26 protein-coding genes are annotated in these 25,319 nt (G+C 68.9%); 18 read left to right on the top strand and 8 right to left on the bottom strand.

Annotated features, from left to right (window positions below):
* Nucleotides 1–78 precede the first annotated feature (78 nt).
* The 4 genes from BJP32_RS04550 to BJP32_RS04565 all read left to right on the top strand — a co-directional run bounded on the left by BJP32_RS04550 (nt 79) and on the right by BJP32_RS04565 (nt 4,030).
* On the top strand, nt 79–432 hold the full coding sequence (locus BJP32_RS04550; RefSeq protein ID WP_046652618.1) for a YMGG-like glycine zipper-containing protein: 354 nt from the start codon (nt 79–81) through the stop codon (nt 430–432).
* 126 nt (nt 433–558) lie between these two features.
* Nucleotides 559–1,014 (top strand): OmpA family protein, encoded by a 456-nt coding sequence (locus BJP32_RS04555; RefSeq protein WP_046652619.1) that lies wholly within the window; start codon nt 559–561, stop codon nt 1,012–1,014.
* A 104-nt stretch (nt 1,015–1,118) separates the two neighbouring features.
* Complete coding sequence (locus tag BJP32_RS04560) at nt 1,119–3,332, top strand: protein-disulfide reductase DsbD (protein WP_052747998.1); 2,214 nt, start codon at nt 1,119–1,121, stop codon at nt 3,330–3,332.
* 23 nt (nt 3,333–3,355) lie between these two features.
* The gene (locus tag BJP32_RS04565; protein WP_046652620.1) at nt 3,356–4,030 is read left to right on the top strand and encodes a thioredoxin family protein; all 675 of its coding nucleotides are present in this window, start codon (nt 3,356–3,358) and stop codon (nt 4,028–4,030) included.
* A gap of 71 nt (nt 4,031–4,101) precedes the next feature.
* On the opposite strand, the gene BJP32_RS04570 is transcribed toward BJP32_RS04565, so the two are convergent.
* Nucleotides 4,102–4,530, bottom strand: a complete 429-nt coding sequence (locus tag BJP32_RS04570; RefSeq protein WP_326969456.1) for a hypothetical protein — start codon at nt 4,528–4,530, stop codon at nt 4,102–4,104.
* Between the two features lie 183 nt (nt 4,531–4,713).
* Here BJP32_RS04570 and pgi point away from each other — a divergent pair, with 183 nt between their 5' ends.
* The 3 genes from pgi to BJP32_RS04585 all read left to right on the top strand — a co-directional run bounded on the left by pgi (nt 4,714) and on the right by BJP32_RS04585 (nt 7,286).
* A complete protein-coding gene (gene pgi, locus BJP32_RS04575) occupies nt 4,714–6,318 on the top strand; it encodes a glucose-6-phosphate isomerase (RefSeq protein WP_046652622.1) in 1,605 nt (534 codons plus the stop codon).
* A complete protein-coding gene (locus tag BJP32_RS04580) occupies nt 6,315–6,704 on the top strand; it encodes a DUF4260 domain-containing protein (protein ID WP_076223089.1) in 390 nt (129 codons plus the stop codon). The genes pgi and BJP32_RS04580 overlap by 4 nt, the downstream gene beginning before the upstream one ends.
* 114 nt (nt 6,705–6,818) lie before the next feature.
* Entirely contained in the window at nt 6,819–7,286 is a 468-nt protein-coding gene (locus BJP32_RS04585; protein ID WP_040346401.1) for an ion channel, read from the top strand.
* Between the two features lie 59 nt (nt 7,287–7,345).
* On the opposite strand, the gene BJP32_RS04590 is transcribed toward BJP32_RS04585, so the two are convergent.
* The gene (locus BJP32_RS04590; RefSeq protein WP_003166487.1) at nt 7,346–7,825 is read right to left on the bottom strand and encodes a hypothetical protein; all 480 of its coding nucleotides are present in this window, start codon (nt 7,823–7,825) and stop codon (nt 7,346–7,348) included.
* Between the two features lie 238 nt (nt 7,826–8,063).
* Between BJP32_RS04590 and groES the strand changes: the two genes are divergently transcribed.
* Nucleotides 8,064–8,351 carry a co-chaperone GroES gene (gene groES / locus BJP32_RS04595; RefSeq protein WP_003166488.1) on the top strand — a complete coding sequence of 96 codons (288 nt, stop codon included), beginning with the start codon at nt 8,064–8,066 and terminating at the stop codon, nt 8,349–8,351.
* A gap of 56 nt (nt 8,352–8,407) precedes the next feature.
* Complete coding sequence (gene groL, locus BJP32_RS04600; RefSeq protein WP_003166489.1) at nt 8,408–10,054, top strand: chaperonin GroEL; 1,647 nt, start codon at nt 8,408–8,410, stop codon at nt 10,052–10,054.
* A gap of 92 nt (nt 10,055–10,146) precedes the next feature.
* Here the strand turns inward: groL and BJP32_RS04605 are convergent, their stop codons facing one another.
* Nucleotides 10,147–11,091, bottom strand: coding sequence for a LysR substrate-binding domain-containing protein (locus BJP32_RS04605; RefSeq protein ID WP_076223091.1), 945 nt, complete (start codon nt 11,089–11,091; stop codon nt 10,147–10,149).
* A 389-nt stretch (nt 11,092–11,480) separates the two neighbouring features.
* On the opposite strand from BJP32_RS04605, the gene BJP32_RS04610 reads away from it, so the two are divergent.
* Nucleotides 11,481–13,121 (top strand): leucyl aminopeptidase, encoded by a 1,641-nt coding sequence (locus tag BJP32_RS04610; protein WP_076223092.1) that lies wholly within the window; start codon nt 11,481–11,483, stop codon nt 13,119–13,121.
* A gap of 12 nt (nt 13,122–13,133) precedes the next feature.
* Here the strand turns inward: BJP32_RS04610 and greA are convergent, their stop codons facing one another.
* The gene (greA, locus tag BJP32_RS04615; RefSeq protein ID WP_076223138.1) at nt 13,134–13,616 is read right to left on the bottom strand and encodes a transcription elongation factor GreA; all 483 of its coding nucleotides are present in this window, start codon (nt 13,614–13,616) and stop codon (nt 13,134–13,136) included.
* 47 nt (nt 13,617–13,663) lie between these two features.
* Between greA and BJP32_RS04620 the strand changes: the two genes are divergently transcribed.
* The 3 genes from BJP32_RS04620 (at nt 13,664) to BJP32_RS04630 (ending at nt 17,782) form a co-directional block, all read left to right on the top strand.
* Nucleotides 13,664–14,878: a TIGR03862 family flavoprotein gene (locus BJP32_RS04620; RefSeq protein WP_076223094.1), complete on the top strand. Its 1,215-nt coding sequence runs from the start codon at nt 13,664–13,666 to the stop codon at nt 14,876–14,878.
* 72 nt (nt 14,879–14,950) lie between these two features.
* A complete protein-coding gene (locus BJP32_RS04625; protein WP_076223095.1) occupies nt 14,951–16,591 on the top strand; it encodes a M28 family metallopeptidase in 1,641 nt (546 codons plus the stop codon).
* A gap of 45 nt (nt 16,592–16,636) precedes the next feature.
* Nucleotides 16,637–17,782 (top strand): serine hydrolase domain-containing protein, encoded by a 1,146-nt coding sequence (locus BJP32_RS04630; RefSeq protein WP_076223096.1) that lies wholly within the window; start codon nt 16,637–16,639, stop codon nt 17,780–17,782.
* Between the two features lie 9 nt (nt 17,783–17,791).
* On the opposite strand, the gene BJP32_RS04635 is transcribed toward BJP32_RS04630, so the two are convergent.
* The 3 genes from BJP32_RS04635 to BJP32_RS04645 form a co-directional block, all read right to left on the bottom strand.
* Nucleotides 17,792–18,370: a DUF4440 domain-containing protein gene (locus BJP32_RS04635; protein ID WP_076223097.1), complete on the bottom strand. Its 579-nt coding sequence runs from the start codon at nt 18,368–18,370 to the stop codon at nt 17,792–17,794.
* Nucleotides 18,371–18,404: 34 nt separating this feature from the next.
* Entirely contained in the window at nt 18,405–19,409 is a 1,005-nt protein-coding gene (rarD, locus tag BJP32_RS04640) for an EamA family transporter RarD (RefSeq protein ID WP_076223098.1), read from the bottom strand.
* A gap of 107 nt (nt 19,410–19,516) precedes the next feature.
* Nucleotides 19,517–20,563 (bottom strand): aspartate-semialdehyde dehydrogenase, encoded by a 1,047-nt coding sequence (locus tag BJP32_RS04645; protein WP_076223099.1) that lies wholly within the window; start codon nt 20,561–20,563, stop codon nt 19,517–19,519.
* Nucleotides 20,564–20,712: 149 nt separating this feature from the next.
* On the opposite strand from BJP32_RS04645, the gene zapE reads away from it, so the two are divergent.
* Nucleotides 20,713–21,825, top strand: a complete 1,113-nt coding sequence (zapE, locus tag BJP32_RS04650; protein WP_076223140.1) for a cell division protein ZapE — start codon at nt 20,713–20,715, stop codon at nt 21,823–21,825.
* Between the two features lie 247 nt (nt 21,826–22,072).
* On the opposite strand, the gene mdh is transcribed toward zapE, so the two are convergent.
* Nucleotides 22,073–23,035, bottom strand: coding sequence for a malate dehydrogenase (mdh, locus tag BJP32_RS04655; RefSeq protein ID WP_046652637.1), 963 nt, complete (start codon nt 23,033–23,035; stop codon nt 22,073–22,075).
* Between the two features lie 127 nt (nt 23,036–23,162).
* On the opposite strand from mdh, the gene BJP32_RS04660 reads away from it, so the two are divergent.
* The 4 genes from BJP32_RS04660 (at nt 23,163) to BJP32_RS04675 (ending at nt 25,318) form a co-directional block, all read left to right on the top strand.
* On the top strand, nt 23,163–23,924 hold the full coding sequence (locus BJP32_RS04660; protein WP_233126711.1) for an EcsC family protein: 762 nt from the start codon (nt 23,163–23,165) through the stop codon (nt 23,922–23,924).
* On the top strand, nt 23,921–24,334 hold the full coding sequence (locus BJP32_RS04665; RefSeq protein ID WP_046652639.1) for an HIT domain-containing protein: 414 nt from the start codon (nt 23,921–23,923) through the stop codon (nt 24,332–24,334). The genes BJP32_RS04660 and BJP32_RS04665 overlap by 4 nt, the downstream gene beginning before the upstream one ends.
* 130 nt (nt 24,335–24,464) lie before the next feature.
* Nucleotides 24,465–24,926, top strand: a complete 462-nt coding sequence (sdhC, locus tag BJP32_RS04670; protein ID WP_232463864.1) for a succinate dehydrogenase, cytochrome b556 subunit — start codon at nt 24,465–24,467, stop codon at nt 24,924–24,926.
* Complete coding sequence (locus BJP32_RS04675; RefSeq protein WP_046652643.1) at nt 24,923–25,318, top strand: succinate dehydrogenase, hydrophobic membrane anchor protein; 396 nt, start codon at nt 24,923–24,925, stop codon at nt 25,316–25,318. The genes sdhC and BJP32_RS04675 overlap by 4 nt, the downstream gene beginning before the upstream one ends.
* Nucleotide 25,319 lies beyond the last annotated feature (1 nt).

Below are 25,319 nucleotides of genomic sequence, written 5' to 3' on the forward strand. Positions count from 1 at the left end.
CTTTGCCTCGGAACCGCCCTCTTCGGACTGCGTTATCGAAGCTTCAGGGGTGCCCCCTAAGGGATGAAGGACAGAACCATGAACAAGGCGATTCTCGCCATCGCCGGCGCCGGTCTTCTGGTGACCGCCTGCGCCAGCGACCCGTACTACGGCGGCGGCTACGGCTCGAACGAAACCGTGCGTCAGGGCGCTGTCGGCGCTGGTCTGGGCGCCGTGGCCGGCGCCATCATCGGCAACAACGTCGGCGGCGGCAACGCAGCCACGGGCGCGGCCATCGGCGCGCTGGCCGGCGGCGCGGCCGGGGCCATCCGCGGCTCGAACCAGGACCGCAACAACCAGCAGCGTTACCGCGACAACCAGGGCCGCTACTACTACTGCTACGACAACCGCCAGACCGAGTGCTACTGGGAGAACGGCCAACGCCGTTATTGATCCAGGCTTCTAGCCTCTGGCGCCCGAAGCGTTTTCGGGACAATCTGAAAGGGCGATCCGCATGGCGCGGGTCGCCCTTTTTGCTGGAGGGCGCGCACGCCGCACGGCGCGCGCGAGGGGCCTGACATGAAGCTTGTTTCCGCAGTCGTTCTGCTGACCGCCGGCCTGGCCGCAGCCGGGTGCGCCGCCACCAGCGGATATAAGGAGCGCAGCGATCTGGTGAGCGACCCGTCCGCCTGCGCCGACAAGCGGTTCGAGGTCTATTTCGTCCCCGACCGCGCCACCCTGACCGACGCCGCCCGCCAGGCCATCGGCATGACCGCGACCCAGCTTCAGGGCTGCCAGATCAAGCACGTCAAGGTGACGGGCCTGGCCGACGCCCGCAGCGGCACGGCCGCCGCCAACCAGACCATTTCCGAACAGCGCGCCCGCGCCGTAGCCGAAGCCCTGGCCGGCGCCGGCCTGCCCGCCCCGGCCTTCGACATCGAGGCTTCCGGCGCCCAGGGCGCCGTGGTCGGCGGCGTCAACGATCCCCTGCGGCGCCGCACCGAGGTGCTGATCGAGGTCGTCGCCCCGCGCTGACGCCCCCAGACGGCCGACTGCGGCTCGCCGTCGCGGGCCGTGGATAGGCAAGGCTTGAGGGTCTAAGGTCGCGCCTTTCCCTGGTCCTGTTCCCGGCGTCGTCCTTGCGCATCCTGCTTCTTCTGCTGACCTGGTTCGCCTTCGCCCTTCCGGCGGCGGCGTCCCCATCCGCGCCCGCGTCCGAGGCGGCCCTGCGCGACGCCCTGGCCGCCGGGGCCGCCCCCGCCCCCAAGGCCGCCGTCGCGCCCGGCCCCCAACGCACCGAACGCATCGAGGCCGAACTGGTCGCCATGGGCGCCTGGGCCACGCCCGGCTCGACCGCCGTCGTCGCCGTCCGCCAGAAGATCAAGCCCGGCTGGCACACCTATTGGCGCAACCAGGGCGATTCCGGCGGGCCGACGACCCTGACCTGGGCCTTGCCGAGCGGCCTGACGCCCGGCGACATCCTGTGGCCCCTGCCCGAGCGCCAGCGCCTGCAGAGCCTGATGAACTACGGCTATTCGGACACGGTCTTCCTGCCCGTGCCGATTGAGATTCCAGCGAACACCCCGCCGGGACGCAGCCTGCCGCTGCGCGTCACCGCCCATTTCTACGTCTGCAGCGACGAGATGTGCGTGCCCGAAGACCTCGACCTCGCGCTGGACCTGGCGGTGCGCGAGGGCGCAGCGCCGCTGGACGCTCGCTTCGGCCAGGCGGTTCAGGACGTGGTCGCCGGCGCCCCACGTCCCGCCGGCATCGACGCCCGCGCCGCTCTGGTCGACGGAAAGCTGACCCTGACGGCCGGCGGCGGCCCGCTGGCGGGCGCGGCGCCGAAGTGGGCCTATTTCTATCCGTTCGAGGGCGGGGTGATCGACCACGCCGCCGCCCAGTCGGGCGAACGCGGACCGCAGGGGCTGACCCTGACCGTCGCCGCCGGGCGCGGCCTGGCGACCAACGGTCTGAACGGACCGATCGGCGGCGTCCTGTCCACCGATCTGGGCGCCTGGGAGATCACGGCCGAACCGGGCGCGGCCCTGACGGGCGTCGCGGGCGAGGGCGATATCGGCGACGGCGAGGGCGCGCAGGCGGACGCTTCGGCCACCGACCTGTCCGACTTCGCCAAGGCGGCGCTGTTCGCCCTGCTGGGCGGCCTGATCCTGAATCTGATGCCCTGCGTCTTCCCTATCCTGGCGATGAAGGCGGCCTCGCTCAGCCGCGCCGCCCATGAACCAGCCGAGGCGCGCCGTGACGGTCTGGCCTTCCTGGCCGGAGTGCTGGCGACCTTCCTGCTTCTGGCGGGCGCGCTGCTGGCCCTGCGCGCGGGCGGTCAGGTTCTGGGCTGGGGCTTCCAGTTGCAATCGCCGGGCGTGGTGGCGGCTCTGGCCCTGCTGATGCTGGCGGTGGCGCTGAACCTGTCGGGCGTCTTCCATGTAGGCGCAGGCCTGCAAGGCGCCGGACACGGCCCGCTGTCGCGCCTGCCCGGCGCGGCGGGCGCCTTCTTCACCGGGGTGCTGGCGGTGATCGTCGCTGCGCCCTGCACCGCCCCCTTCATGGCCTTTGCGCTCGGCGCCGCCCTGTTCATGCCCTGGCCGATGGCCCTGGCGGTCTTCCTGATGCTGGGGCTGGGCCTGGCCCTGCCCTATGTGCTGATCAGCCTCAATCCGCGTCTGCTGGCCCGTCTGCCGAAACCCGGCCCGTGGATGGAGAGCTTACGCAATCTGCTGGCCTTCCCCATGTACGGCGCCGCCCTGTGGCTGGCCTGGGTCTATGGCCGCCAGACCTCTGACGCCCTAGCCCTGCTGTTCGCGGCCGGGCTGATGCTGGCCCTGGCGCTATGGCTCTATGGCCGAAGCCAGGCCGCCGCATCCGGCAAGGGCCGGGCCGCGGGCGCCGCCGCCCTGATGGCCCTGATCGCGGCGCTGGGCTTCGGCGTCCTGGCGGGGCGCGCCGCGCCCGCCGCCCCGGACAGCGCAGGCGCTTCGACCCATTTGCCGTCCCAGCCCTGGTCCGAACAGGCGGTGAAGGCCGCCCTGGCCGAGGGGCGGCCGGTCCTGGTCAACTTCACCGCCGACTGGTGCGTGACCTGCAAGGTCAATGAGAGCACGGCCCTGTCCTCCGCCCGCACGGCGCAGGCGCTGGAACAGGCGAACGCCGCCTATCTGGTCGGCGACTGGACGCGGCGCGACGACGGCATCACCGCCGAACTGCAACGCCACGGCCGCTCGGGCGTGCCCCTCTACCTTGTCTATGCGCCGGGCCGGCCCGAGCCGCGCATCCTGCCTCAACTCTTGACCGAAGGCGTCGTCATCGACGCCCTGAAGGACGCCGCCGCCCGCTGACCTATCACCCCGAGGAGACCGCCATGTTCCGCCTGCTGACCGCCGCCTCCGCCTCTCTGTTGCTGCTCGCCGCCTGCCAGCAGCCGCCCGCCGCATCGCCTGAACGGTCCGAAACCGCCGTCGTCGCGCCCGAAGCGACCGAGGCGCCCGCGCCCGGCGAAACGGCCCCGGCCTTCACCCTGGTCGACGCCGAGGGCCAGCAGCGCTCCCTGGCCGATTTCCGCGGCAAGACGGTGGTGCTGGAGTGGACCAACGAAGGCTGTCCCTTCGTGAAGAAGCACTACACCGGCGCCATGCAGGCCCTGCAGCGCGAGGCGACCGCCGACGGCGTGGTCTGGCTGACCATCATCTCCTCGGCGCCGGGAACCCAGGGCTTCGTCGAGGGCGAGGAGGCGCAGGCCTGGAAGGCCAAGCACCAGGCCGCTTTCACCCACCTGCTGCTCGACCCAACCGGCGAGGTCGGCAAACGCTACGACGCCAAGACCACGCCCGACATGCGCATCATCGATCCCGAGGGACGGCTGATCTACGTCGGCGGCATCGACGACCGGCCGACCAATAAGGTCGAGGATCTGGACGGAGCCAACAACTTCGTCCGCGCCGCTCTGGCCGACGCCAAGGCCGGTCGCGCGGTCCAGACCGCCTACGCTGCGCCTTACGGCTGCGCCATCAAATACCCTGAGACGATCGAGGGCTGAGCGTCCCTTCCAAGCAGAGCCTCAAGTCGCGCGAAGCGCGATGGGCCAAGCAACCAAACCTCAAGCCGAAGCTAGGCCTCGGGTTGAGACGGCGAGGTGATGACCTCGACGTTGTCGTTCAGCAGATAGGACAGCTCGTCGAGGGCCAGCTTGCGCGCGGCTGCGTCAGAGGCGCTCTCCAGCGCCGCGACCTTGACCGGAATGTCTTCCGAGATGCCGCGCAGGATGCACTTCAGGTCATTGTCCGTGCCGCGCTCCTTGAGGATCAGATGACCCTGCATGTCGCGCTGGGCCAGGTCCGTCGCCTGGGTCTTGAACGCGCCATAGGCCGCGCCGGCGAAGAAGCCGGCCTTGTCCGCCTCGCCCGAGGCCAGCCAGCCGTCGACGATCGTCTTCAGGGCGCCCGAACGGGCCGCCAGATCGGCGAACAGAGGCTCCTGGGCCACCGAGACCGGTGCGGCCGGGGCGGCGGCTTCAGCGACCGCGGGATCGGCCAGCATGAGGGCGACAGCGAGAGCTATTCCGCAGGACATGGCGTGCCTTTCACAAGAGACCGAGACGGCGGACTTCCGCCAGGAAATCCTTGTTGACCCAGTCTTGGATTGAACTCTTCACGGCCTGAGCCGTAAACCAGAGCTTGCAAGGGCCGGGCCAAAAGCCGGGACCGCCATGGGGAGACGACAATGCCGCACGCCGCCTGGGCCGAACTCGAGGCCGCCGCCCGACGGGACGCGGATGCGCGAATCCAGGATCAATTCACCGCCGACCCCGACCGGCTGGCGCGGCTGACGCTGGACGTGGCCGGCTTGCACATCGACCTGTCCAAACAGAGCTGGACCTACGCGGGCCTGAAAGCCGCGCTGGACCTGGCCCGCGCCTGCGGCGTCGAAGGCCGCCGAGCCGCCCTGTTCAACGGCGAGGCGGTCAATCTGACCGAAGGCCGCGCCGTGCTGCACCCGGCCCTGCGCGCGCCGGACGGCGCCGACTTCCGCGCCCTAGAAGAACCTGTCTCAGCCGAAGTCGAGGCCGTGCGCGCCGAGATGAAAGCCTACGCCGAAGCGTTGCGGTCCGGGAATGAAACAGGCGCGAGCGGACGCCCCTTCAAGACGGTGCTCCATATCGGCATCGGCGGTTCCGATCTGGGACCGCGCCTGATCTGGGACGCCCTGCGGCCTCTGGACCCGGCCATCGACCTGCGCTTCGTCGCCAACATCGACCCGCGCGACATGGCCGAGGCCCTGATCGGGCTGGATCCTGAAACCACCCTGGTGATCGTCGTCTCCAAGAGCTTCACCACTCAGGAGACCCTGCTGAACGCCCAGGCCGCCAAGGCCTGGCTGGCCGCCGCCCTGCCCGCCGAGGGGATGGCGAAACACTTCATCGGCGTCACCGCGGCGCCGGAAAAGGCGACGGCGTTCGGCTGCGGCCGCACCTTTGCGTTCCGAGACTGGGTCGGCGGGCGCTATTCCCTGTGGTCGGCGGTCAGCCTGTCCTGCGTCATCGGCCTGGGCTGGGACGCGTTCCAGGGCTTCCTTGACGGCGCCGCCGCCCTGGACCGTCACTTCCTCGAGGCCCCGCTGGAGAGGAATGCGCCGGTGATGCTGGCCCTGGCCGAGATCTACAACGTCGACGGCCTGCACCGCCCAGCCCGCACCGTCGCCCCCTACGCCCACGACCTGCGCCGCCTGCCGGCCTTCCTGCAACAGCTCGAGATGGAATCGAACGGCAAGCAGGTGCGCCGCGACGGCGCGCCCGTCGGCCGCCAGACCTGCCCCGTCATCTTCGGCGAGCCGGGCGCCAACGGCCAGCACGCCTTCTTCCAGCAATTGCATCAGGGGCCGCAGGTCGTGCCGGTCGAGTTCATCATCGTGGGCCGCACCTGCGAGGAGACGCCCTCGACCTATCTGTGGGCCAACGCCCTGGCCCAGGCCCAGGCCCTGATGCAGGGCAAGACCGAAACCCAGGCCCGCGCCGAACTGATCGCATCCGGCGCCTCTGCGGACGAAGCCGACCGCCTGGCGCCGCACAAGACCTTTCCCGGCAATCGACCGTCGACCGCCATTCTGATGGAGCGGCTGACGCCCCAGACCCTCGGCGCCCTGATCGCCCTCTATGAACACAAGACCTTCGTCGAAGGCGTCCTGTGGGACATCAACAGCTTCGACCAATGGGGCGTGGAACTGGGCAAGGTTCTGGCCAAGGCCCTGCTGAAGGACGCCGCCACAGGCACGCCCTCGGCGGACCTCGACCCCTCCACGGCGGACCTGCTGCGGCGGCTGACGGCGTGACCGTCGTCGCCCCGACCTGGCAGCGGCTGGAGGGGCTGGCCCTGCTCGTCCTCGCCGCCCTGGCCTATAGCCGCTTCGGCCAGGGCTGGGCGCTGTTCGCCGTTCTCTTCCTGGCTCCTGACCTCTCCTTCGCCGGCTATCTGGCCGGTCCGCGCGCAGGCGCACGGGCCTATGATTTGGCGCACAGCCTGATCGGACCCTTGGCGCTGGCGAGCGCGGGCCTGCTGGGCGCCGCGCCCTTGGCGACCGCCCTCAGCCTGATCTGGCTGGCGCACATCGGCTTCGACCGCGCGCTCGGCTATGGGCTCAAGTCGCCTGAAGCCTTCGGCCTCACCCACCTGGGTCTGATCGGTCCCGCCAGGCGCGCGGCGCAGGTCGATCAGTAGAGACCGCTAATGCGCGCGGCCGCTCTCTCCAGATAGGCCGCCGTCGGAAGCCCGGTTCCGTGACACAAGCCGCCGATGCTAAGGTGTGATCGCGCAACACACGGCGAAACGACCATGGACATGATGCTGGAGTTGACGGTCGCCACCGCCATGGTGCTGCTGACCGTGGGAACGCACGCGATCGGACTGCTCTGCCTGGGTCGCGTGCTGGCCGCCCTGGAAGCGCGCGAAAGTCCGGCTCCGGCAGCGGTCCGCCTCAACCCCCTGTCCACGCGCGGCGCCCTCTATACGGTGACTTTGGTGCTGGGCCTTTTCGTCATCCACGGGCTGGAGATCTGGAGCTACGCCGCCCTCTTCTACCTGCTGGAAGCCGTGCCCGATCTACGCGAAGCCGTCTATTTCTCGTCCATCAGCTACGGCTCCATCGGCTACGGCGACGCCTCCATCGATCCGGAATGGAAGCTGCTAGGCGCGATCGAAGGCATCAACGGCGCCATTCTTCTGGGCTGGACCGTGGCCTTCTTCGTCACGGTCATGGGACGACTGCTGCCGAGCGCCGAACGCGGCAGCGGCTTCGAATAGGCCCGCCCATGAAAAAAGGCCCAGCCGTGCGGCCGAGCCTTTCTTCATCTCATCCCCGCTTACCAGCGGCGGTCGTAGCGGTAGTCGCGATCACGATCGCGGTCGCGGCGGTTCTGATAGCTGCGCCATTCGCCGTGGTTCCGCCAATAGCGGCCGTCGCGGTAATAGCGTCCGTCGTTGCGCTCATAACGGCCGTTGTAATAGCCGTCGCGGCTGTTGATGCCGTGCTCGCGCTCCCAGTGGCCCTGGTTTCGATAGCAGCGGCCGCCGCGGTAGTAGCCGCAGTCGTCGTTGTTCGAGGACGAGGCCGCGCCCAGCGCCGCGCCCGCCAAGGCGCCGCCCGCGACATAGCGTCCGTCGCCTTGACCGATCAGGGCGCCGGCGACGCCGCCGACCACGGCGCCCAGGACGGCGTCACGGCCGGTGTTGTCGCGATCGCGGTCGCGATAATGCTGGGCCGCAGCCGGGGTCGAAGCCAGCATCGTCACAACCAGAGCAGGGGCGATAGCGCCGGCGCCGATCTTGAACAGGGTCTTCATGGCGGGCTCCTTTCGAAAGCCGGTTGATCCGTTGTCCCCCTTCTAGCGGCGCCTGTCTGAACGACCTCGGCGGCGGTCGTTCATTTTCGCTTCATCTGGGCGCCGATTTCAGGCCGCATCGCCCTTGACGCCCCCCCTCCCCCTGCCTAACTCCCCGGTCGTTAGCACTCGGGGAGGGCGACTGCCAAAGTCGTGGGCTCCGAGGGCTGGAACCAACATCCTAACGGGAGTTACTCAGATGGCGTTTCGTCCGCTCGGCGACCGCGTGCTGGTCAAGCGCGTTGAAGAAGAATCCAAGACCAAGGGCGGGATCATCATCCCCGATACGGCCAAGGAAAAGCCCCAGGAAGGCGAAGTCGTCGCCGTGGGTCCCGGCGTCCGTGACGAAGACGGCAAGTTCGTCGCCCTGGAGCTGAAGGCCGGCGACCGCGTCCTGTTCGGCAAGTGGTCGGGCAGCGAAGTGAAGATCGACGGCGAAGACCTGATCATCATGAAGGAATCCGACGTCCTGGGCGTGCTGTCGTAAGACGCGCCTCGGTTTCCGGTTTCTGATTTAAAATCTTATAGATAGGAGCAGCCCGCATGGCCGCTAAAATCGTAAAGTTCAACACCGACGCCCGCGACAAGATGCTGAAGGGCGTCAACGTCCTGGCTGACGCCGTCAAGGTGACCCTGGGTCCGAAGGGCCGCAACGTCGTGATCCAGAAGTCGTTCGGCGCCCCGCGCTCGACCAAGGACGGCGTCTCGGTCGCCAAAGAGATCGAGCTGGAAGACGCCTTCGAGAACATGGGCGCCCAGATGATCCGCGAAGTCGCCTCCAAGGCGAACGACAACGCGGGCGACGGCACCACCACCGCCACCGTCCTGGCTCAGGCCATCGTGCAAGAGGGCCTCAAGGCCGTCGCCGCCGGCATGAACCCGATGGACCTGAAGCGCGGCATCGACCAGGCCGTCGCCGTGGCCCTGGACGAAGTGAAGACCATCTCCAAGCCGGTCTCCAACAACTCGGAAATCGCCCAGGTCGGCACCATCTCGGCCAACGGCGACGCTGAAATCGGCGAGCTGATCGCCCTGGCCATGGCCAAGGTCGGCAACGAAGGCGTCATCACCGTCGAAGAAGCCAAGACGGCCGAAACCACCGTCGACATCGTCGAAGGCATGCAGTTCGACCGCGGCTACCTGTCGCCCTACTTCATCACCAACCCGGACAAGATGGAGGTCGCCCTCGAAGAGCCCCTCATCCTGCTCCACGAGAAGAAGCTGACCTCGCTGCAGCCCATGCTGCCGGTGCTGGAAGCCGTGGTTCAGTCGGGCCGCCCCCTGCTGATCATCGCCGAGGACATCGAAGGCGAAGCCCTGGCCACCCTGGTGGTCAACAAGCTGCGCGGCGGCCTGCGCGTCGCCGCCGTCAAGGCTCCGGGCTTCGGCGACCGCCGCAAGGCCATGCTGGAAGACATCGCTATCCTGACGGGCGGCCAGGTCATCTCTGAAGACCTGGGCATCAAGCTGGAAACCGTCACCCTGGACATGCTGGGCAAGGCCAAGAAGGTCTCCATCACCAAGGACGACACCACCATCGTCGAAGGTTCGGGCGAGAAGGACGGCATCGAGGCTCGCGTCGGCCAGATCAAGCGTCAGATCGAGGACACCACCTCGGACTACGACCGTGAGAAGCTGCAAGAGCGTCTGGCCAAGCTGGCCGGCGGCGTCGCCGTCCTGCGCGTCGGCGGCTCGACCGAAGTCGAAGTGAAGGAAAAGAAGGACCGCGTCGACGACGCCCTGAACGCGACCCGCGCCGCTGCCGATGAAGGCATCGTCCCGGGCGGCGGCGTGGCCCTGCTGCAAGCCTCCAAGAAGCTGATCGATCTGAAGGGCGTCAACGCCGATCAGAACGCCGGCATCAACATCGTGCGCCGCGCCCTGCAGGCTCCGATCCGTCAGATCTCCGAGAACTCGGGCGTCGAAGGTTCGATCGTGGTCGGCAAGGTCATGGACTCGACCGACGCCTCGTTCGGCTTCAACGCCCAGACCGAAGAGTACGGCGACCTCGTCCAGATGGGCGTGATCGATCCGGCCAAGGTCGTCCGTTCGGCTCTGAAATCGGCCGCCTCGGTCGCCGGCATCATGATCACCACGGAAGCCGCCATCGCTGACGCGCCGAAGAAGGCCTCGGCCGGCGGCGCCCCCGACATGGGCGGCATGGGCGGTATGGGCGGCATGGACTTCTAAGGAAGTCCGGCTTCTCAAAGCTCAAACGACGGAAGGGCGGGATCGAAGGATCCCGCCCTTTTCTTTTCCTTCTTCATCGAGGCGATGAAGGACTATTCACCCGCCTCTCCGACTTCACGCCCCGCCAGCCGCGCGCCCTCGACCACCGCCGGGTCGGTCCGCGCCGTGTCCAGCACCCAGTCGCGGAAACGGGCGATCTTGGGGGTCAGGCGGCGGCCGGGCGGGTAGCAGAGCCAATAGCCCTCAGCCAGGGCGACGGTCTCCTTGAACGGCCGGACCAGAAGTCCCCGTTCGATCTCGCGGCCGTAGAGGATGGGCGAACCCAGGGCCACGCCCTGATCGCCCAGCGCCGCCGCCACCTCCATCGCCTGGTTGTCGGCCGTCAGACGCGGCGACGGGGCGGCGTCGGCGGGCGCCACCCCGGCGGCGGCGAACCAGGCCGCCCACTCCTCCGGCTCTCCGACCAGATGGGCGCGTTTCAGATCAGCAGGCGTCTTCAGATCCAGCCGGTCGCGCATGGCGGGGGTGCAGACGGGCGTGAGGACGGCGGGCATCAGGAACCGGCTCTCCAGTCCGGGCCAGCGGCCCGAACCGAAGCGCAGCGCCACGTCCAACCCGTCCGCGCTGAGGCTGGACAGGACCGGGCTGGTGTCTACCCGCACCGCCAGGTCGGGGTTGGCCAGTTGGAAAGACCCCAGCCGCGTCGCCAGCCACTGGGTCGCCAGAGTCTGCAGCGTAGTGACGGCCAGCACGCCCTGGTCGGTCTCGATCACCTCGGCCACGGCGCGACGCAGCAGGGTCATCGCCTCGGTCGCCGCCGTGGCCAGGCGCTCGCCTTCGGGCGTCAGGGCCACCTGCCGCGTGCCGCGCGTGAACAGGGGCCGCTCCAGCCGTTGCTCTAGGTCGCGGATGCGCCAGCTGACCGCCGCCTGGCTCATGCCCAGAACCTCGGCCGCGCGGGTGAAGCTGAGCAGACGCGCCGCCGCCTCGAACACGCGAAGCGCGTCCACCGGGATGCGGGAAAGAGGATCAGACATAAGCCAACCTTATGGATGAACGCCGTCGTCTCGTTTGTAACAGCCGCCACCATGCGCCATTCTGCTGATCTCAGAAAGGAGGACGAACAATGGAAGACATTCACCGCACTCATAAGGAACCCGCGTGGGGCTGGATCGGAGCCTTGCTTGACGCCCACCGCCTTTCACGCCGCGAAACCGGCGATGTCCGTCTCAGGGCCCGACCCTGCCCGACGCCCCCGCGTCGGGCGGCCTGCTGACGGCCGCCGCTGCGCCGGGCGTGATCCCAAGCGCGCGACAAGCGCGACAAGGCGTCGCGCCCGGCGTCCTTCCGTCAGCGGAGCGGTTGCCCCCGCGCGGCGCCCCCGCCCATAAAGGCGCCTTCATCGTCACAGAGGGGGCCCTGATCGATGCGCCGCACCACCCGTATTCCGTCCTTCGCCGCAGCCGCGCTGATCGCCGCCGCCGGTCTAAGCGTCGCCGTTCCGGCCGAGGCCCAGTCGCGCCGCGCCGCGCCCGCCGCCGAGCGTTCGGACTGGCCCGCCCGCGCCGCTCCGGCCCAGACGCGCGCCGTCACCTTCGCCGCATCGGCCGCCCCGTCGGGCGCCCTGGTTCTGCCGCTGTCGTCGGAGGCCGAGCTGGCCGCGCGCGGCGCCGCCCTGGACGTCGCGACGCGTCAGGCGATCGCCTCGGCCCTGACCGCCGCCCGCTTCGACTACAAGGCGCGCCAGACGCTGAGCCTGCACGGCGTCGGCGGCTGGGATCGCATCCTGGTCGTCGGTCTGGGCGACGCGCCCAAGGCCGCAGACATTCAGACCGCTGGGATCGTCGCCGGCCGCGCCCTGAACAGCCAGCCCGGCGCCCTGACGGCCCTGACATCCGGCCTGTCGGCGGATCTGGCCTCGGAACTGGCGACCGGCCTGGGCATCGGCCACTATCGCTCGGATATCTATGTCACCACCGGCCGCGACCGCCCGGCGCCCGGCGCTCTGACCGTCGTCGCCGATGACGCATCGAGCGCCCAGGCGCATCACCGTCGCGGCGCCGCCCTGATCGAGGCCATGGCCTGGACCCGCGACGTATCCAACGAACCGGCCAACGTCATCTATCCGGAAAGCTTCGTCGAACGCGCCCGCGTCGCCTTCGCCGGCGTGCCAGGGGTCGAGATCACCGAACTGGACGTGCCCGCCATGCAGCGCCTGGGCATGGGCGCCCTGCTGGGCGTCGGCCAGGGCTCGAGCCGACCGCCGCGCCTGCTAGCCGTGCGCTATCGCGGCCAGGGCGCGTCCAGCGACGGCCCGATCGCCCTGCTGGGCAAGGGCATCACCTTCGATTCCGGCGGCATCTCCATCAAGCCCGGCGCCAATATGGGCAATATGAAGATGGACATGTCCGGCGCCGCCAGCGTGGTCGGCGCGGTCCTGGCCCTGGCCAAGGGCGGCGCGCCGGTGGACGTGGTCGCCGTCGCCGCCCTGGCCGAGAACATGCCCGACGGCGGCGCCATCCGCCCCGCCGACGTGCTGACCGCCATGAACGGCAAGACCATCGAGATCATCTCGACCGACGCCGAAGGCCGCCTGGTCCTGGCCGACGCCGTGGTCTGGGCCGACACCACGCTGAACCCCGCCGCCATCGTCGACGTGGCCACCCTGACCGGCTCGGTCGGCGGCGCCCTGGGTAATGACTATGCGGGCCTGTTCAGCCGCCACGACGCCCTGGCCGACCAGCTGAAGACGGCGGGCGACGCCACCGGAGAGACGCTGTGGCGCCTGCCGCTGCACCCCTCCTATGTGCGGGCCACCTCTTCGACCATCGCCGATATCAAGAACTCGGGCGACGGCGGGGCGGGCGCGGGCACGGGCGCTCACTTCATCGGCTATTTCGCCCGGCCTGAGACGCCCTGGGCGCATCTGGACATCGCCAACATGGCCTTCGGCGCAGCCAACGACGTGAAACCGGCGGGATCGGCGGGCTACAGCGTCCGCTTGCTGGAACGCTTCGTGCGCGATTTCCAGCCGGTGACGAAGGAGAAGGGAACGGGCGGCTACTGAGGCCGCCCCTTCTCAACCTTCCTTGATGGCGACGATCTCGACCGACTGGCCCGCGACCGTCGCCTCATCCCCCTCGCGCTTGCCCAGCAGGGCGCGGGCCAGGGGCGAGACGTGGCTGACGCTGCCCTTGGACGGGTCGGCCTCGTCCTCGCCGACGATGCGCCAGGACTGGGTGCGGCCGTCCTCGCGCTCGATCGTCACCGTGTCGCCGAAGCGCACCTTGCCGTCCGGCGGCGCCTCGACCAGCTGGGCCGTGCCCCGGCGCGCCGACCAGTAGCGCAGGTCGCGCGTCGCCCGCGCCATGGCGGTGCGGTCGGCCTCGATCGAGCCCGCCGCCTGAGCCGCCGTATAGGCCGCGCGCGCGGCCGCCAGCTCGGCCTCGATCTGGGCCAGCCCCTGCGGCGTGACGAGGTTGGGATGGGGCGAGATCGGCCGGTCCAGCAGGTCCGCCGCCGTGGCTTCCAGATCTTCTTCCCGTGTAAAGGCGACGCTCATGTTGGCCAGCATAGGCGGCGGCGGACATTCCCGCTAGGAAGGCGTCGATGACCTCCGCCCCCGCAACAGTCGCCGTGATCGGCGCCGGTCCCGCCGGACTGATGGCCGCCGAACGTCTGGCTCAGGCGGGCCTGCGCGTCGTCGTCCATGAGCGGATGCCCTCGATCGCGCGCAAGCTGCTGATGGCCGGGCGCGGCGGGCTGAACCTGACCCATTCGGAGCCGCTGGAGCCGTTCCTGAACCGCTATGACGCCGCCGCACAGGCGCGCATCAAGGGCTGGCTGGACGCCTTTTCGCCCGCCGATCTGATCGAATGGGTCGAGGGGCTGGGCCAGCCGACCTTCGTCGGTTCATCCGGACGGGTGTTCCCGAAAGCGATGAAAGCCTCGCCCCTGCTGCGCGCCTGGTTGGCGCGGCTGGAGGGTCTGGGCGTCGAGGTCCGCACCCGCTCGCGCTGGACCGGCTGGCAGGGCGAGGCTCCGACCTTTGACACGCCCGATGGCGAGCGGATCGAACGCGCGGACGCCGTCGTTCTGGCCCTCGGCGGCGCCAGTTGGGCGAAGCTGGGGTCCGACGCCGCATGGGTTCCGACGCTGGAGAAGGCGGGCGCCGAGGTGGCCGTCTTCCGTCCCGCCAACGTCGGCTTCGACGTCGCCTGGTCGCCGAACTTCCGCGACCGCTTCGCCGGAACGCCGCTGAAAGGCGTCGCCCTGATGCACGGCGACCGCACCGTGCGCGGCGAGGCCATGATCGCCGCCTATGGGATCGAGGGCGGCGGCGTCTACGCCTTGTCCGCCGGTCTGCGCGAAGCGGTGGAGCGCGACGGATCGACCGTGCTGACGCTCGACCTGCGGCCCGATCTGAGCGTCGAAGCCCTCGCTCAGCGTCTGTCGAAACCGCGCGGCAAGGACAGCCTGTCGAACTGGCTGCGCAAGGCCGCGCGGCTGGACGCCGCCTCTGTCGCCCTGCTGCGTGAAGGCGGTCCGCTGCCCGCAGACCCGGCCGAACTGGCCGCACGGATCAAGGGCGTCGCCCTGACCTTGACCGGGGTGCAGGGTCTAAGCCGCGCCATCTCCTCGGCCGGAGGCGTGGCGCTGAACTCTGTGGACGACCGGCTGATGCTGAAGACGCGGCCCGGCGTCTTTGCCGCGGGCGAGATGCTGGACTGGGAGGCGCCGACCGGCGGCTATCTGCTCCAAGCCTCCTTCGCCTCAGGCGTCGTCGCGGCGGACGGCGTGCGCGCCTGGCTGAACGGGCGCTGAGGCCTTTCAGGGTCGACAGCGGCGCCCTCAGGGGGCAGCGTGGCGCAAATCGTTCAAGAGCTGAGCCCGCCCATGACCCTCGCCCGTTCCGCCGCCGTCGGCCTGATCGCCGTCCTGATGTGTTCGACCTCCGCGCTCGCCCAGACCGGCCGCGTCGACCCGGCCCGACTGAACGAGGCCACGCGCGTCCTGGCGTCTGATGAATTCGAAGGCCGCGCCCCGGTCACGCCCGGCGAAGACCGCACCGTCGAATGGCTGTCGCAGCAGTTTCAGGCGCTGGGCTTAGAGCCCGGCGGCCCCAACGGATCGTGGGTGCAGGTGGCCCAGGTCAGCCGCACCAGCCAGGACGGTCCCGCCGCCATCAGCGTTTCCGCCAACGGCCGCACGACCGAACTGCAGCGCGCCAAGGACGTCATCGTCTCATCCGACCGTCCGGTGGAGCGCATCAGTCTGACCGACGCGCCTCTGGTCTTCGTCGGCTATGGCGTCGACGCGCCCGAGCGTGGGTGGGACGACTACAAGGGCGTCGATCTGACCGGCAAGATCATGCTGGTGCTGGTCAACGACCCCGACTTCGGCGCGCCCGAAGGCCACCCGGTCAACGGCAAGTTCGACGGTCAGGCCATGACCTTCTATGGCCGCTGGACCTATAAGTTCCAGGTGGCGGCGGCGCATGGCGCGGCGGGCGTTCTGGTCATCCACGACACGCCGGGCGCGGGCTATCCTTGGTCGACGCTGGAGAATTCCTCGACCGCGCCCAAGTTCGACATCGTCCGCGCCGATCCGAACAAGGAGCGCGTGGCGGCGCAGGGCTGGATTCAGGGCGCGATCGCCGAACAGCTGTTCAGGGGCGCCGGCCTCGACTTCGCCGCCCTGAAGGACCAGGCGCGCACGCCCGATTTCCGCCCCGTAGCGCTGGACGGCGTGACCATGTCCATCGACTTCGGCCAAAAAGCCGACCGGGTCGAGACGCGCAACGTCATCGGCCGCCTGCCCGGAACCAAATACCCGAACGAGACCGTCATGTTCGGCGCCCACTGGGACGCCTATGGCCGCGCCACGCCGAAGAACGGCGACGACATCTATAACGGCGCCGTGGACAATGCGACGGGCGTCGCCGGCGTCATGGAGATCGCCCGCCTGTTCGCCGAAGGGCCGCGGCCCGAACGCTCGACTGTCTTCATCAGTTGGGCGGCCGAGGAGACCGGCCTGCTGGGCGCCGAATACTATGCCGCCAATCCGGTCTGGCCGCTGGAGACGACTGTCGCCAACATCAATATGGACAGCCTGCTGCCGGGGACCGAGATCGACCCGAACATCGTCGTCATCGGCGCGGGCAAGAACGATCTGGACGACCGGCTGGCGGTGCTGGCCGCGCGCGAGGGTCGTCGTCTGATCCCCGACCCGGCGCCGCACGCAGGGGCCTTCTATCGCTCGGACCACTTCCCGCTGGCGCGCAAGGGCGTGCCCGCCCTGTTCGCCGCCGCAGGCTTCACCGGTCACAACGAAGCCAGCCGGGACTATGTCGCCAACCGCTATCATCAGCCGACGGACGAATGGACGCCGCAGTGGAAGATGGACGCCGCCGCCGCCGATGTGCAGCTGCTGTATGAGGTCGGCCGCGACCTGGCCAACTCGCGCGACTGGCCCGCGTGGAAGCCGGGCGACGAGTTCGAGGGCGCGCGCAACGCCTCGGCGTCGGCGCGCCAGTAATCGGCCGCAAGTGACGTGAAGCCGCCAAGGCGCTAGACCGCATCCATGACCAGCCTCCCCGCCCTCCACGGCGTCTGCCCGCCGCGTTTCAATGCGGTGAAGGACGCCTTCGCCGCCAACTTCACCGACGCCCCCGAAGGGCTGAACGAACTGGCCGCGCGCTTCAGCGTGACCCTCGACGGCGAGACGACGGTGGACCTGTGGGCCGGCTCGGCCGATCTGGCGGGGACCAAGCCTTTCGCCGAGGACACCCTGGTCCCGGTCTTCTCGACCGGCAAGGCGGTGATGGCCCTGATGATCGCGCGCTGCGTGGACAAGGGGCTGCTGTCCTATGAGGACCGGGTCGCCGATCACTGGCCCGCCTTCGGCGCGGCGGGCAAGGACCAGCTGACCGTCGGCCAGCTGATGAGCCACCAGTCCGGCCTGCCGGGCTTTTCCGACGGCGTGGAGCCGGCCATCTGGTTCGATCGTCAGGCGGTGCTGGACAAGCTGGCGGCCCAGACGCCGCTGTGGGCGCCGGGGACGGCGTCCGGCTATCACCCCATCACCATCGGCTATCTGGCGGGCGAGCTGTTCCGCATCGTCGACGGGCGGACCATGGGCGCGGCCCTGCGCGAAGACTTCGCCCAGCCGTTCGATCTGGACCTGTGGATCGGCCTGCCGGAAAGCGAACACGGCCGCGTGGCCCAGTTGCGCAAACCCGCCGCCGCGCCGGACCTCGGCCCCATCGACGCGATCAAGAAGGCGGCCTTCCTGGATCGCGGCTCGGCGCCCGGCGGACGCGGCTCGACGGAGTGGCGCATGGCGGAGATCCCCTCGGCCAATCTACACGCCACAGCCAAGGATCTGGCGCGGATGATGTCCCTCGTCGCCACGGGCGGCGCGCTGGATCATCTGCCGGTGCTGTCGGAGGAAACCCTGACCCAGGCGACGCGCGAACGCATCCACGGACTGGATAAGGTCGTGCCGTTCCACATGAATTGGGCGGCCGGGTTCATGCGCAATGAAGGGCTGAACATTTTCGGCCCCAACCCGACAACGGTCGGCCACACAGGCTGGGGCGGGTCGATGGCGTTCGCCGATCAGGCGGCGGGCGTCTCGGCCGCCTATGTCATGACGCGCCAGTCGCCCCACCTGCTCGGCGATCCGCGCGCCCTGCGGTTGGTCGAAGCGCTCTACACGGCCTTGTAGGGCGACGCCTTAGGCTTCCGGCCCCCAGGCCAGCTGGTCGTGGACGATCAGCCAGCCGTCGACCGTGCGGCGCAGAATCCGGGTGAACAGGCCGCGATGGGTCTTGCCGTCGCGCGTCATCACCGCCCGGCCTGAGACCACCGCCGTATTGACGTCGAACTGCATGGTCTCGAACCACTCATAAGACAGCGTCCCCAGGCCGCCCGGCGCCGCCGCGCGGGCGTCCAGGGCGGAGCGCACGCTGTCGGGCCCCTTCAGCGGAGTGTCGCCCAGGAAGACCAGTAGCGGCTCGTCATGGACATAGGTGGCCATGACCGCATCCACCTGACCCGAGGTCCAGGCGGCGGCGGCGGCGTCCAGGGCGTCGCTGACGGCGTCGAAGGTCTCGGCCGTGGTCGGCGGGGCGGCGACGGCGACAGGCGCGCCCGGCGCGGCGGTCGGCGCGGCCTCGCGGCTCACCCCGACGCGAGCGGTGCGGATCACTTCATCGCCGCCGGTCTGAACCGCGCCATGGGCGCAGGCCGTGGTCCCCCCGACGAGCAGAACGGTTGCGGCGGCGGCGGCGAGGAAGCGGGAACAGATCATCATCGCCTTCTTCTTTAGGACGGGACGGCGCCCGACCTCAACGCACAGGCGGCGGATTCTCGCCGAGGGCGTCCATGCGGTCCTCGGCCGGGTCGTCCAGAAGACCGGGTTCGGGCGCCACGATGGTCTCGGCGGTGTCCGACGCACGACGCACCTTGAGCACCGCGCCCAGGGCGAAGACGGCGGCTCCGACCCAGATGAAGGCGAAGGAGGCGATGCGCAGGCTGCCCAGGGCCTCGCCCTGCAAGGCGCCGATGACGAAGACGATGGTCGGCGCCAGGAACTGCAGAAAGCCCATGCTGGACAAGGGCATCCGCCGCGCCGCCCAGGCGAACAGGGCCAGCGGGATGACCGTCGCCGGTCCCGCGAACAGCAGCCAGGCGGTGGCGGCGGGGGAGGCGGTGAAATGGCCCTGACCCGTCGCCTCGATGAAGACGACCCAGGCCAGGCCGGGCAGGGCCAGCAGCAGGCATTCCATGAACAGGCCGGTCTGGGCGTCGACCGAGACCCGTTTGCGGATGATGCCGTAGCCGGCGAAGCTGAAGGCCAGCAGCAGCGACACCCAGGGCATATGGCCCAGGGCGACCGCCTGAAGCACCACGCCGATCGCCGCCAGGACGATGGCGATGACGCCGAAACGATCGATCCGCTCACGGAACAACCAGGCCCCAGCGGCCATGTTCAGCAGCGGATTGAGATAATAGCCGAGCGAGGCGTCCAGCGTCCGGCCGTTGTTCACCGCCATGACGTAGGTGGTCCAGTTGGCGGCGATCAGCACCGCCGACAGGGCCAGCCAGCCCAGCACCCTGGGCTGTCGGAAGACGGCGACCACCTGGGCCCACTGGCGCGACAGCATGACCAGGATCAGGGCCCAGACCAGGCCCCAGACGGCGCGGTGGCCCATGATCTCCCAGGCGTCCGCGCCCTGATGCGCCATCTGCTGGAACACCAGGGGAATGAAGCCCCACAGCAGGTAGCAGAGCACCCCCGCCGCCAGGGCGGCGCGGGCTTCGGACGCAGGAGCAGCAGGGGAGGCGCTCACACTGGAACCTTTCGATCCCCGCCGCATCGCCGACGCGGCGGGGGGACAACACGACTGACGCCCCTCAAGCAGCCTCGCACCGCGTGCGAGGCGTTAGGGGCCTCTTCTTAGACAGTCAAAGTGCGGTAGCCGCTCTTGGGCGAGATGACGCCGGTCTCGTCCAGAAGCTGGGCGATCTGCACGGCGTTCAGGGCCGCGCCCTTGCGCAGGTTGTCCGACACCACCCAGAACGACAGGCCGTGCTCGACGGTCGGATCCTTGCGGATGCGCGACACATAGACGGCGTGCTCGCCCGCGGCGTCGACCGGGGTGATGTAGCCGTCATGCTCCTGCTTATCGACGACCAGGATCCCCGGCGCCTCGCGCAGGATTTCGCGCGCCTCGTCCGGTTCGATCGGGCGGTCGAACTCGACCGTCACGGCCTCCGAATGGCCGACGAAGACCGGCACGCGGACGCAGGTGACGGTCAGCTTGATCGACGGGTCGAGCATCTTGTGCGTCTCGTCCCACATCTTGGCTTCCTCGTCGGTGTAGCCGTCGTCGCGGAACGAGCCGATGCAGGGGATGACGTTGAAGGCGATCTGCTTGGGGAACTTCTTGGGCGTGGCGTCGCCCAGGCCGTAGATGGCCTTGGTCTGGTTCCACAGCTCGTCCATGCCTTCCTTCCCGGCGCCCGAGACGGACTGATAGGTCGAGACGACGACGCGCTTGATCTTGGCCGCGTCATGCAGCGGCTTCAGCGCCACCACCAGCTGGGCGGTCGAGCAGTTGGGGTTGGCGACGATGTTCTTCTTGGTCGCCAGCTTGGCGTCGTCCGGATTCACCTCCGGCACGATCAGCGGCACGTCCGGATCCTGGCGGAAGGCCGAGGAGTTATCGATGACGATGGGGCCGGCCTTGCCGATCTTCTCGGACCATTCGCGCGACACCCCGCCGCCGGCGCTCATCAGCACCAGGTCGACGCTCGAGAAGTCAAACTGCTCGATGTCCTCGCACTTTATCGTGCTGTCGCCGAAGGAGACCTCGACGCCTTTGGATTTTCGGGAGGCGATCGCGTGCATTTTCTCGACGGGGAAGTTCACTTCCTCGAGGATGGCCAGGATTTCCCGGCCGACATTGCCTGTGGCGCCTACGACGGCGACGCGATAGCCCATGATGAAATCATCCTTTGTTCGGGGGCGTTTGGGAGAAACGCTTCTGCATTTGGGTCTTTCGCAGTCGCGAAGCAACCAGAATCCTCCAATTCGTCGCCCGAATCGGCGACCGCCTTCCCCCGGCCCCATCCGAGGGCTATCTGCTGGCCATGACCTCCCGTATCCGCAACGCTTACGACATCCGCGTGGAAGAGGGCGTGATCACGCCCGAACCGGCCCAGGCCGCCCTGATCGGCGCGCTGGAGCGGCTGGAGACCGACCTGTCGAAAAAGGGGCTGTTCGGCGCCCTGCCCGAGGTCAAGGGCATCTACATCTGGGGCCCGCCGGGACGCGGCAAGTCCATGCTGATGGACCTCTTCTATTCCTCGACGCCCGAGCAGAAGAAGGTCCGCGCCCATTTCCACGCCTTCATGGCGCGCATCCACGACCTGGTGAAGCAGTGGCGCGACGGCACGCCGCGCAGCCGCAAGGACGTGTTCGGAACCAGCAAGGGCGACGACCCCATTCCACCGATCGCGGCCCTGATCGCCTCGGAGGCGCGCCTGCTGTGCTTCGATGAGCTTCAGGTGACGGACATCGCCGACGCCATGATCCTGGGCCGGCTGTTCGAGGCCCTGTTCGAGAAGAAGGTGGTGCTGGCCGTCACCTCGAACCGCGCGCCCGAAGACCTCTACAAGAACGGCATCAACCGCCAGCTCTTCCTGCCCTTCATCGACATCATCCGCCAGCGTTGCGACGTGGTCGAGACGGCGGGCGCCCGCGACTTCCGCCTGGACCGCATGGCCGGGGCCAAGGTGTGGTTCTCACCTCTGGCCGCGGAGGCGCGGCAAGGCTTCGAGACCCTGTGGTCGGACCTCAAGGGCGGCGAGCCGGAGGAGCCCATCGCCCTGCCGGTGCTGGGCCGCGAGGTGAAGCTAAAGCGCACGGTCGGCGGCATGGCGCGCGCGACCTTCAACGAGCTGTGCGGCCGCCCTTTGGGGCCGCAGGACTATCTCGCCATCGCCCGGCGCTTCCACACCCTGTTCCTGGCCGACGTCCCCCTGCTCAGCCCGGCCAACCACCACGAGGCGCGCCGCTTGGTGACGCTGGTCGACGCCCTCTACGAGGCCAAGACCCGTCTGGTCGTCCTGGCCGAGGCCGCGCCCGAGGCCCTCTACACCGAAGGCGTCGGCGCCTTCGAGTTCGAACGGACGGTCTCGCGCTTCAACGAGATGCAGAGCGAAGATTGGCTGGAACAGCGCGAAGAGGCCGAGGCGGCTTGAGCTTTTCCTTGCCCGCTCATCCCGGCGGACGCCGGGATCCAGTCCGAACCTCGCGCACCGCATTTCAAAGCGCCTAAGCGTGCGCTGGCGGCCAAAGCACTGGTTCCCGGCGTCCGCCGGGATGAGCGGTTGCTAGGAATGGCGCATGAAAAAGGGCCACATCTGAAGATGCGGCCCTTATCCAATTTAAACACCTAAGCGCTCAAGCAGCGAGCCGCCGCGCGGCTCGCGTTAGCGCCCGCTGGCCTTAGGCCAGCGAGGAGTCGATATCCTTACAGGCCTGGATCAGGCCCTGGACCGAGGCGACCGACTTGGCGAACATCGCCTTTTCATCGTCGTTGGTGGTGAACTCAATGACCTTTTCAACGCCGTTCGCGCCGATCAGGGCCGGGACGCCGACGTAGAGGTCCGACAGGCCGTATTCGCCCGACAGCCACACGGCGCACGGCAGGACGCGCTTCTGGTCCAGCAGGTAGGACTTGGCCATGGCGATGGCGCTCTCGGCCGGGGCGTAAAAGGCCGAGCCGGTCTTCAGCAGGGCGACGATCTCGCCGCCGCCCTTGCGGGTGCGCTCGACGATGGCGTCCAGGTCGGCTTGCGACAGGAAGCCTGCGGCGACCGCGTCCGGCAGCGGCAGGCCGCCGACCGTCGAGTGGCGCACCATCGGCACCATGTCGTCGCCGTGACCGCCCAGGGTCCAGGCGTGGATGTCCTGCACCGAGACGCCGGTCTTTTCAGCCAGGAAGTAGGCGAAGCGGGCCGAGTCCAGCACGCCGGCCATGCCGATGACCTTCTCCTTGGGCAGGCCCGAGAACTTCTGCAGGGCCCAGACCATGGCGTCGAGCGGGTTGGTGATGCAGATGACGAAGGCGTTGGGGGCGTGCTGCTTGATGCCCTCGCCGACGGCCTTCATGACTTTCAGATTGATGCCGATCAGGTCGTCGCGGCTCATGCCCGGCTTGCGCGGCACGCCGGCGGTGACGATGCAGACGTCGGCGCCCGCGATGTCGGCGTAGTCGTTGGCGCCCTTCAGGGCCACGTCCTGACCGAAGACGGCCGAGGCTTCGGCGATGTCCAGAGCCTTGCCCTGGGGGGTGCCTTCGGCGATGTCGAACAGGATGACGTCGCCCAGCGCTTCGCGCGCGGCCACGTGGGCCAGGGTTCCGCCGATCATTCCGGCGCCGATAAGGGCGATCTTCGCGCGAGCCATTCAGGTCTCTCCAGTCGATGTTGCGTGTGCGAAACGGTACTCGATGGGACGGCGGTCTAGACCTGTCGGCGGGTCGCGGCAAGCGTTCCGCGTTGCGCCTTTCGTCGGGGCCTGCGAGGCTGCGGCCATGGCCAAACCCACGGATGCTCCCCCGATGACGGACGCCGCCTATGAGGCGCGCGCCCTGGCCGAGGCCCTGGCCTGGCGCGACCGCCAGCTGAAACGGCCCGGCCTGTGGGACAAGACCACCCGCGCGACCCAGGACCACATCAACCGCGTCATCCCCGAGCGCGTGCACGAGATCGTGACCGGCGCCGTGCAGCAGATGACGCGCGGCCTGCTGGCCGGGTCGGAGTGGACCACCGCCCGCCCCTTGACCGAAGGCGCCCTGCAGGAGCGTGAAACCAGGGTCCGCGCCCGCGTCGAGCTGTATCGCACCACCGCCAGCGTCGAGGGCGGGGTGGCGGGGGCCGGGGGCTTCCTGATGGCGGCGGCGGACTTTCCGGCCCTGATGGCCATCAAGGTCAAGATGCTGTTCGAGATCGCCGCCCTGTACGGCTATTCCGGCCGCGACCTGAAGGAGCGGATGATCGTCCTGCGCATCTTCCAGCTGGCCTTCTCCAGCGCCCGGCATCGCCCCGAGGCCCTGGCCGCGCTGGAGGCCGCCATGCGCGCCCCGCACGATCCCGACGCCCTGAAGGCCTTCGACTGGCGCAAGTTCCAGCTGGAGTACCGCGACTACATCGACGTGGCCAAGCTGGCCCAGCTGCTGCCGCTGGTCGGCGCGCCGATTGGGGCCGTAGTCAACTGGCGCCTGACCCAGCGCCTGGCCGAAACGGCGATGAACGCCTATCGCCTGCGCCTTCTCGCCGATCAGGACGCCGAATGAGCTTCACCGCCGATCCCGCCTTCGAGGCCGCCTCCGTCTTCGCCGCCGACTGGCCCCTGTGCCAGGTGCGGCTTCAGGACGACGGCCGCTTTCCCTGGCTGATCCTGCTGCCGCGCGTCCCCGGCGCGGTCGAGCTGGAAGACCTGACGCCCGAGCAGCGCGCCCTTCTGAGCGAGGAGATCGTCCGCGCCGGCGCCCTGGTGCGTGAACTGGGCGCCCTGCGCGATGCGCCCGTCGACAAGCTGAACGTCGCCGCACTGGGCAATGTCACGGCCCAGCTTCACGTCCATGTCGTCGGCCGTCGCCGCGACGACCCCCTGTGGCCCGATCCGGTCTGGGGGCGCCCCGGGGCGGTTCCTTGCACAACCGAAACGCGCGATGCGGCCCTGACGCACGTCGCTTCCTTCTGATCCGGCGCTTGGGGGCCGACTTTCGTTCGGAATCGCCCCCCTTCGTTGACACCGGCCCGTCTGCGTCACTAAAGCCTGTTGCACTGCAATCCGGCCCTGAATTTCCTCGGGTTTTTTGAGAATCATTCGCATGTCGAACACTCCCCCGGCTGCGGGCGAAACTGGCGACCGGACGGGCCGCTACGTCCGTCACCCCAACGGGCACGTCGCACCGATGTCGCCCTTCACCGATATCTGGCGCTGGCACATGACCATGGTCGCGTCGATCCTGTTCCGCGTCACCATCGGCGCGGCCAGCGTGGGCGCCGTCCTGCTGCTGGGCTGGGTCGCGATCGTCGCCTGCGGCCCGGACGCCTTTGCCTCGCTCGCCGCCTTCTCGGGCTCGCCGTTCGGCCTGTTCATCTGGTTCGGCCTGACGTGGGTGCTGTTCTCCTTCCTGCTGAACGGCGCGCGCCACCTGATCAACGACGCGGGCAAGGGGCTGGACCTGAAGTCCGCCAACCTGATGGCCCAGATCGCCGTCTGGGGTCCGATCGTCCTGGCCGTCCTGTTCTGGGTCGTGCTGTTCGCTGCTGGAAAGGTTTCGCTGTGAGCGCCGCGCCCAAGTTCAAGAACAATGTGAAAATCTCCGAGCGCCACGGCGCCGGGGAATGGAAGCTCGAAAAGTTGGCCCTGCTGGCCCTGATGCCGCTGGGCCTGTGGGTTCTGTCGACCGGCTTCACCCTGGCCGGCGCCGACTACGGCGCGGTCGTCGCCTGGTTCGGCAGCACCCTGAACGCCGGCCTGCTGGCCGTGACGGCGGTGGTCTTCTGCCTGTTCGCCAGCCTGGCCTGGAAGGTGATCCTCGAGGACTACGTCCCCGGCTCCTCCCGCCCGGCCTTGATCATGGTCTCCAACCTGATCTTCCTCGTGCTGGCCGCCGCCAGCGTCTTCTTCATCGTGCGTCTGGCGCTGGGCTCGGCCCCGCTGCCGGCCGGAGTCTGAT

This window comes from Brevundimonas sp. ZS04 (assembly GCF_001956865.1).
Lineage (GTDB): Bacteria > Pseudomonadota > Alphaproteobacteria > Caulobacterales > Caulobacteraceae > Brevundimonas > Brevundimonas diminuta.

Excerpts from the sequence above, each read along its gene's own strand:
- BJP32_RS04550 (WP_046652618.1), top strand. The coding sequence starts at position 79 with ATGAACAAGGCGATTCTCGCCATCGCCGGCGCCGGTCTTCTGGTGACC.
- BJP32_RS04555 (WP_046652619.1), top strand. The coding sequence starts at position 559 with ATGAAGCTTGTTTCCGCAGTCGTTCTGCTGACCGCCGGCCTGGCCGCA.
- BJP32_RS04565 (WP_046652620.1), top strand. The coding sequence starts at position 3,356 with ATGTTCCGCCTGCTGACCGCCGCCTCCGCCTCTCTGTTGCTGCTCGCC.
- BJP32_RS04570 (WP_326969456.1), bottom strand. The coding sequence starts at position 4,530 with ATGCTGGCCGATCCCGCGGTCGCTGAAGCCGCCGCCCCGGCCGCACCG.
- pgi (WP_046652622.1), top strand. The coding sequence starts at position 4,714 with ATGCCGCACGCCGCCTGGGCCGAACTCGAGGCCGCCGCCCGACGGGAC.
- BJP32_RS04585 (WP_040346401.1), top strand. The coding sequence starts at position 6,819 with ATGGACATGATGCTGGAGTTGACGGTCGCCACCGCCATGGTGCTGCTG.
- BJP32_RS04590 (WP_003166487.1), bottom strand. The coding sequence starts at position 7,825 with ATGAAGACCCTGTTCAAGATCGGCGCCGGCGCTATCGCCCCTGCTCTG.
- groES (WP_003166488.1), top strand. The coding sequence starts at position 8,064 with ATGGCGTTTCGTCCGCTCGGCGACCGCGTGCTGGTCAAGCGCGTTGAA.
- groL (WP_003166489.1), top strand. The coding sequence starts at position 8,408 with ATGGCCGCTAAAATCGTAAAGTTCAACACCGACGCCCGCGACAAGATG.
- BJP32_RS04605 (WP_076223091.1), bottom strand. The coding sequence starts at position 11,091 with ATGTCTGATCCTCTTTCCCGCATCCCGGTGGACGCGCTTCGCGTGTTC.
- BJP32_RS04610 (WP_076223092.1), top strand. The coding sequence starts at position 11,481 with ATGCGCCGCACCACCCGTATTCCGTCCTTCGCCGCAGCCGCGCTGATC.
- greA (WP_076223138.1), bottom strand. The coding sequence starts at position 13,616 with ATGAGCGTCGCCTTTACACGGGAAGAAGATCTGGAAGCCACGGCGGCG.
- BJP32_RS04620 (WP_076223094.1), top strand. The coding sequence starts at position 13,664 with ATGACCTCCGCCCCCGCAACAGTCGCCGTGATCGGCGCCGGTCCCGCC.
- BJP32_RS04625 (WP_076223095.1), top strand. The coding sequence starts at position 14,951 with ATGACCCTCGCCCGTTCCGCCGCCGTCGGCCTGATCGCCGTCCTGATG.
- BJP32_RS04630 (WP_076223096.1), top strand. The coding sequence starts at position 16,637 with ATGACCAGCCTCCCCGCCCTCCACGGCGTCTGCCCGCCGCGTTTCAAT.
- BJP32_RS04635 (WP_076223097.1), bottom strand. The coding sequence starts at position 18,370 with ATGATGATCTGTTCCCGCTTCCTCGCCGCCGCCGCCGCAACCGTTCTG.
- BJP32_RS04645 (WP_076223099.1), bottom strand. The coding sequence starts at position 20,563 with ATGGGCTATCGCGTCGCCGTCGTAGGCGCCACAGGCAATGTCGGCCGG.
- zapE (WP_076223140.1), top strand. The coding sequence starts at position 20,713 with ATGACCTCCCGTATCCGCAACGCTTACGACATCCGCGTGGAAGAGGGC.
- mdh (WP_046652637.1), bottom strand. The coding sequence starts at position 23,035 with ATGGCTCGCGCGAAGATCGCCCTTATCGGCGCCGGAATGATCGGCGGA.
- BJP32_RS04660 (WP_233126711.1), top strand. The coding sequence starts at position 23,163 with ATGGCCAAACCCACGGATGCTCCCCCGATGACGGACGCCGCCTATGAG.
- BJP32_RS04665 (WP_046652639.1), top strand. The coding sequence starts at position 23,921 with ATGAGCTTCACCGCCGATCCCGCCTTCGAGGCCGCCTCCGTCTTCGCC.
- sdhC (WP_232463864.1), top strand. The coding sequence starts at position 24,465 with ATGTCGAACACTCCCCCGGCTGCGGGCGAAACTGGCGACCGGACGGGC.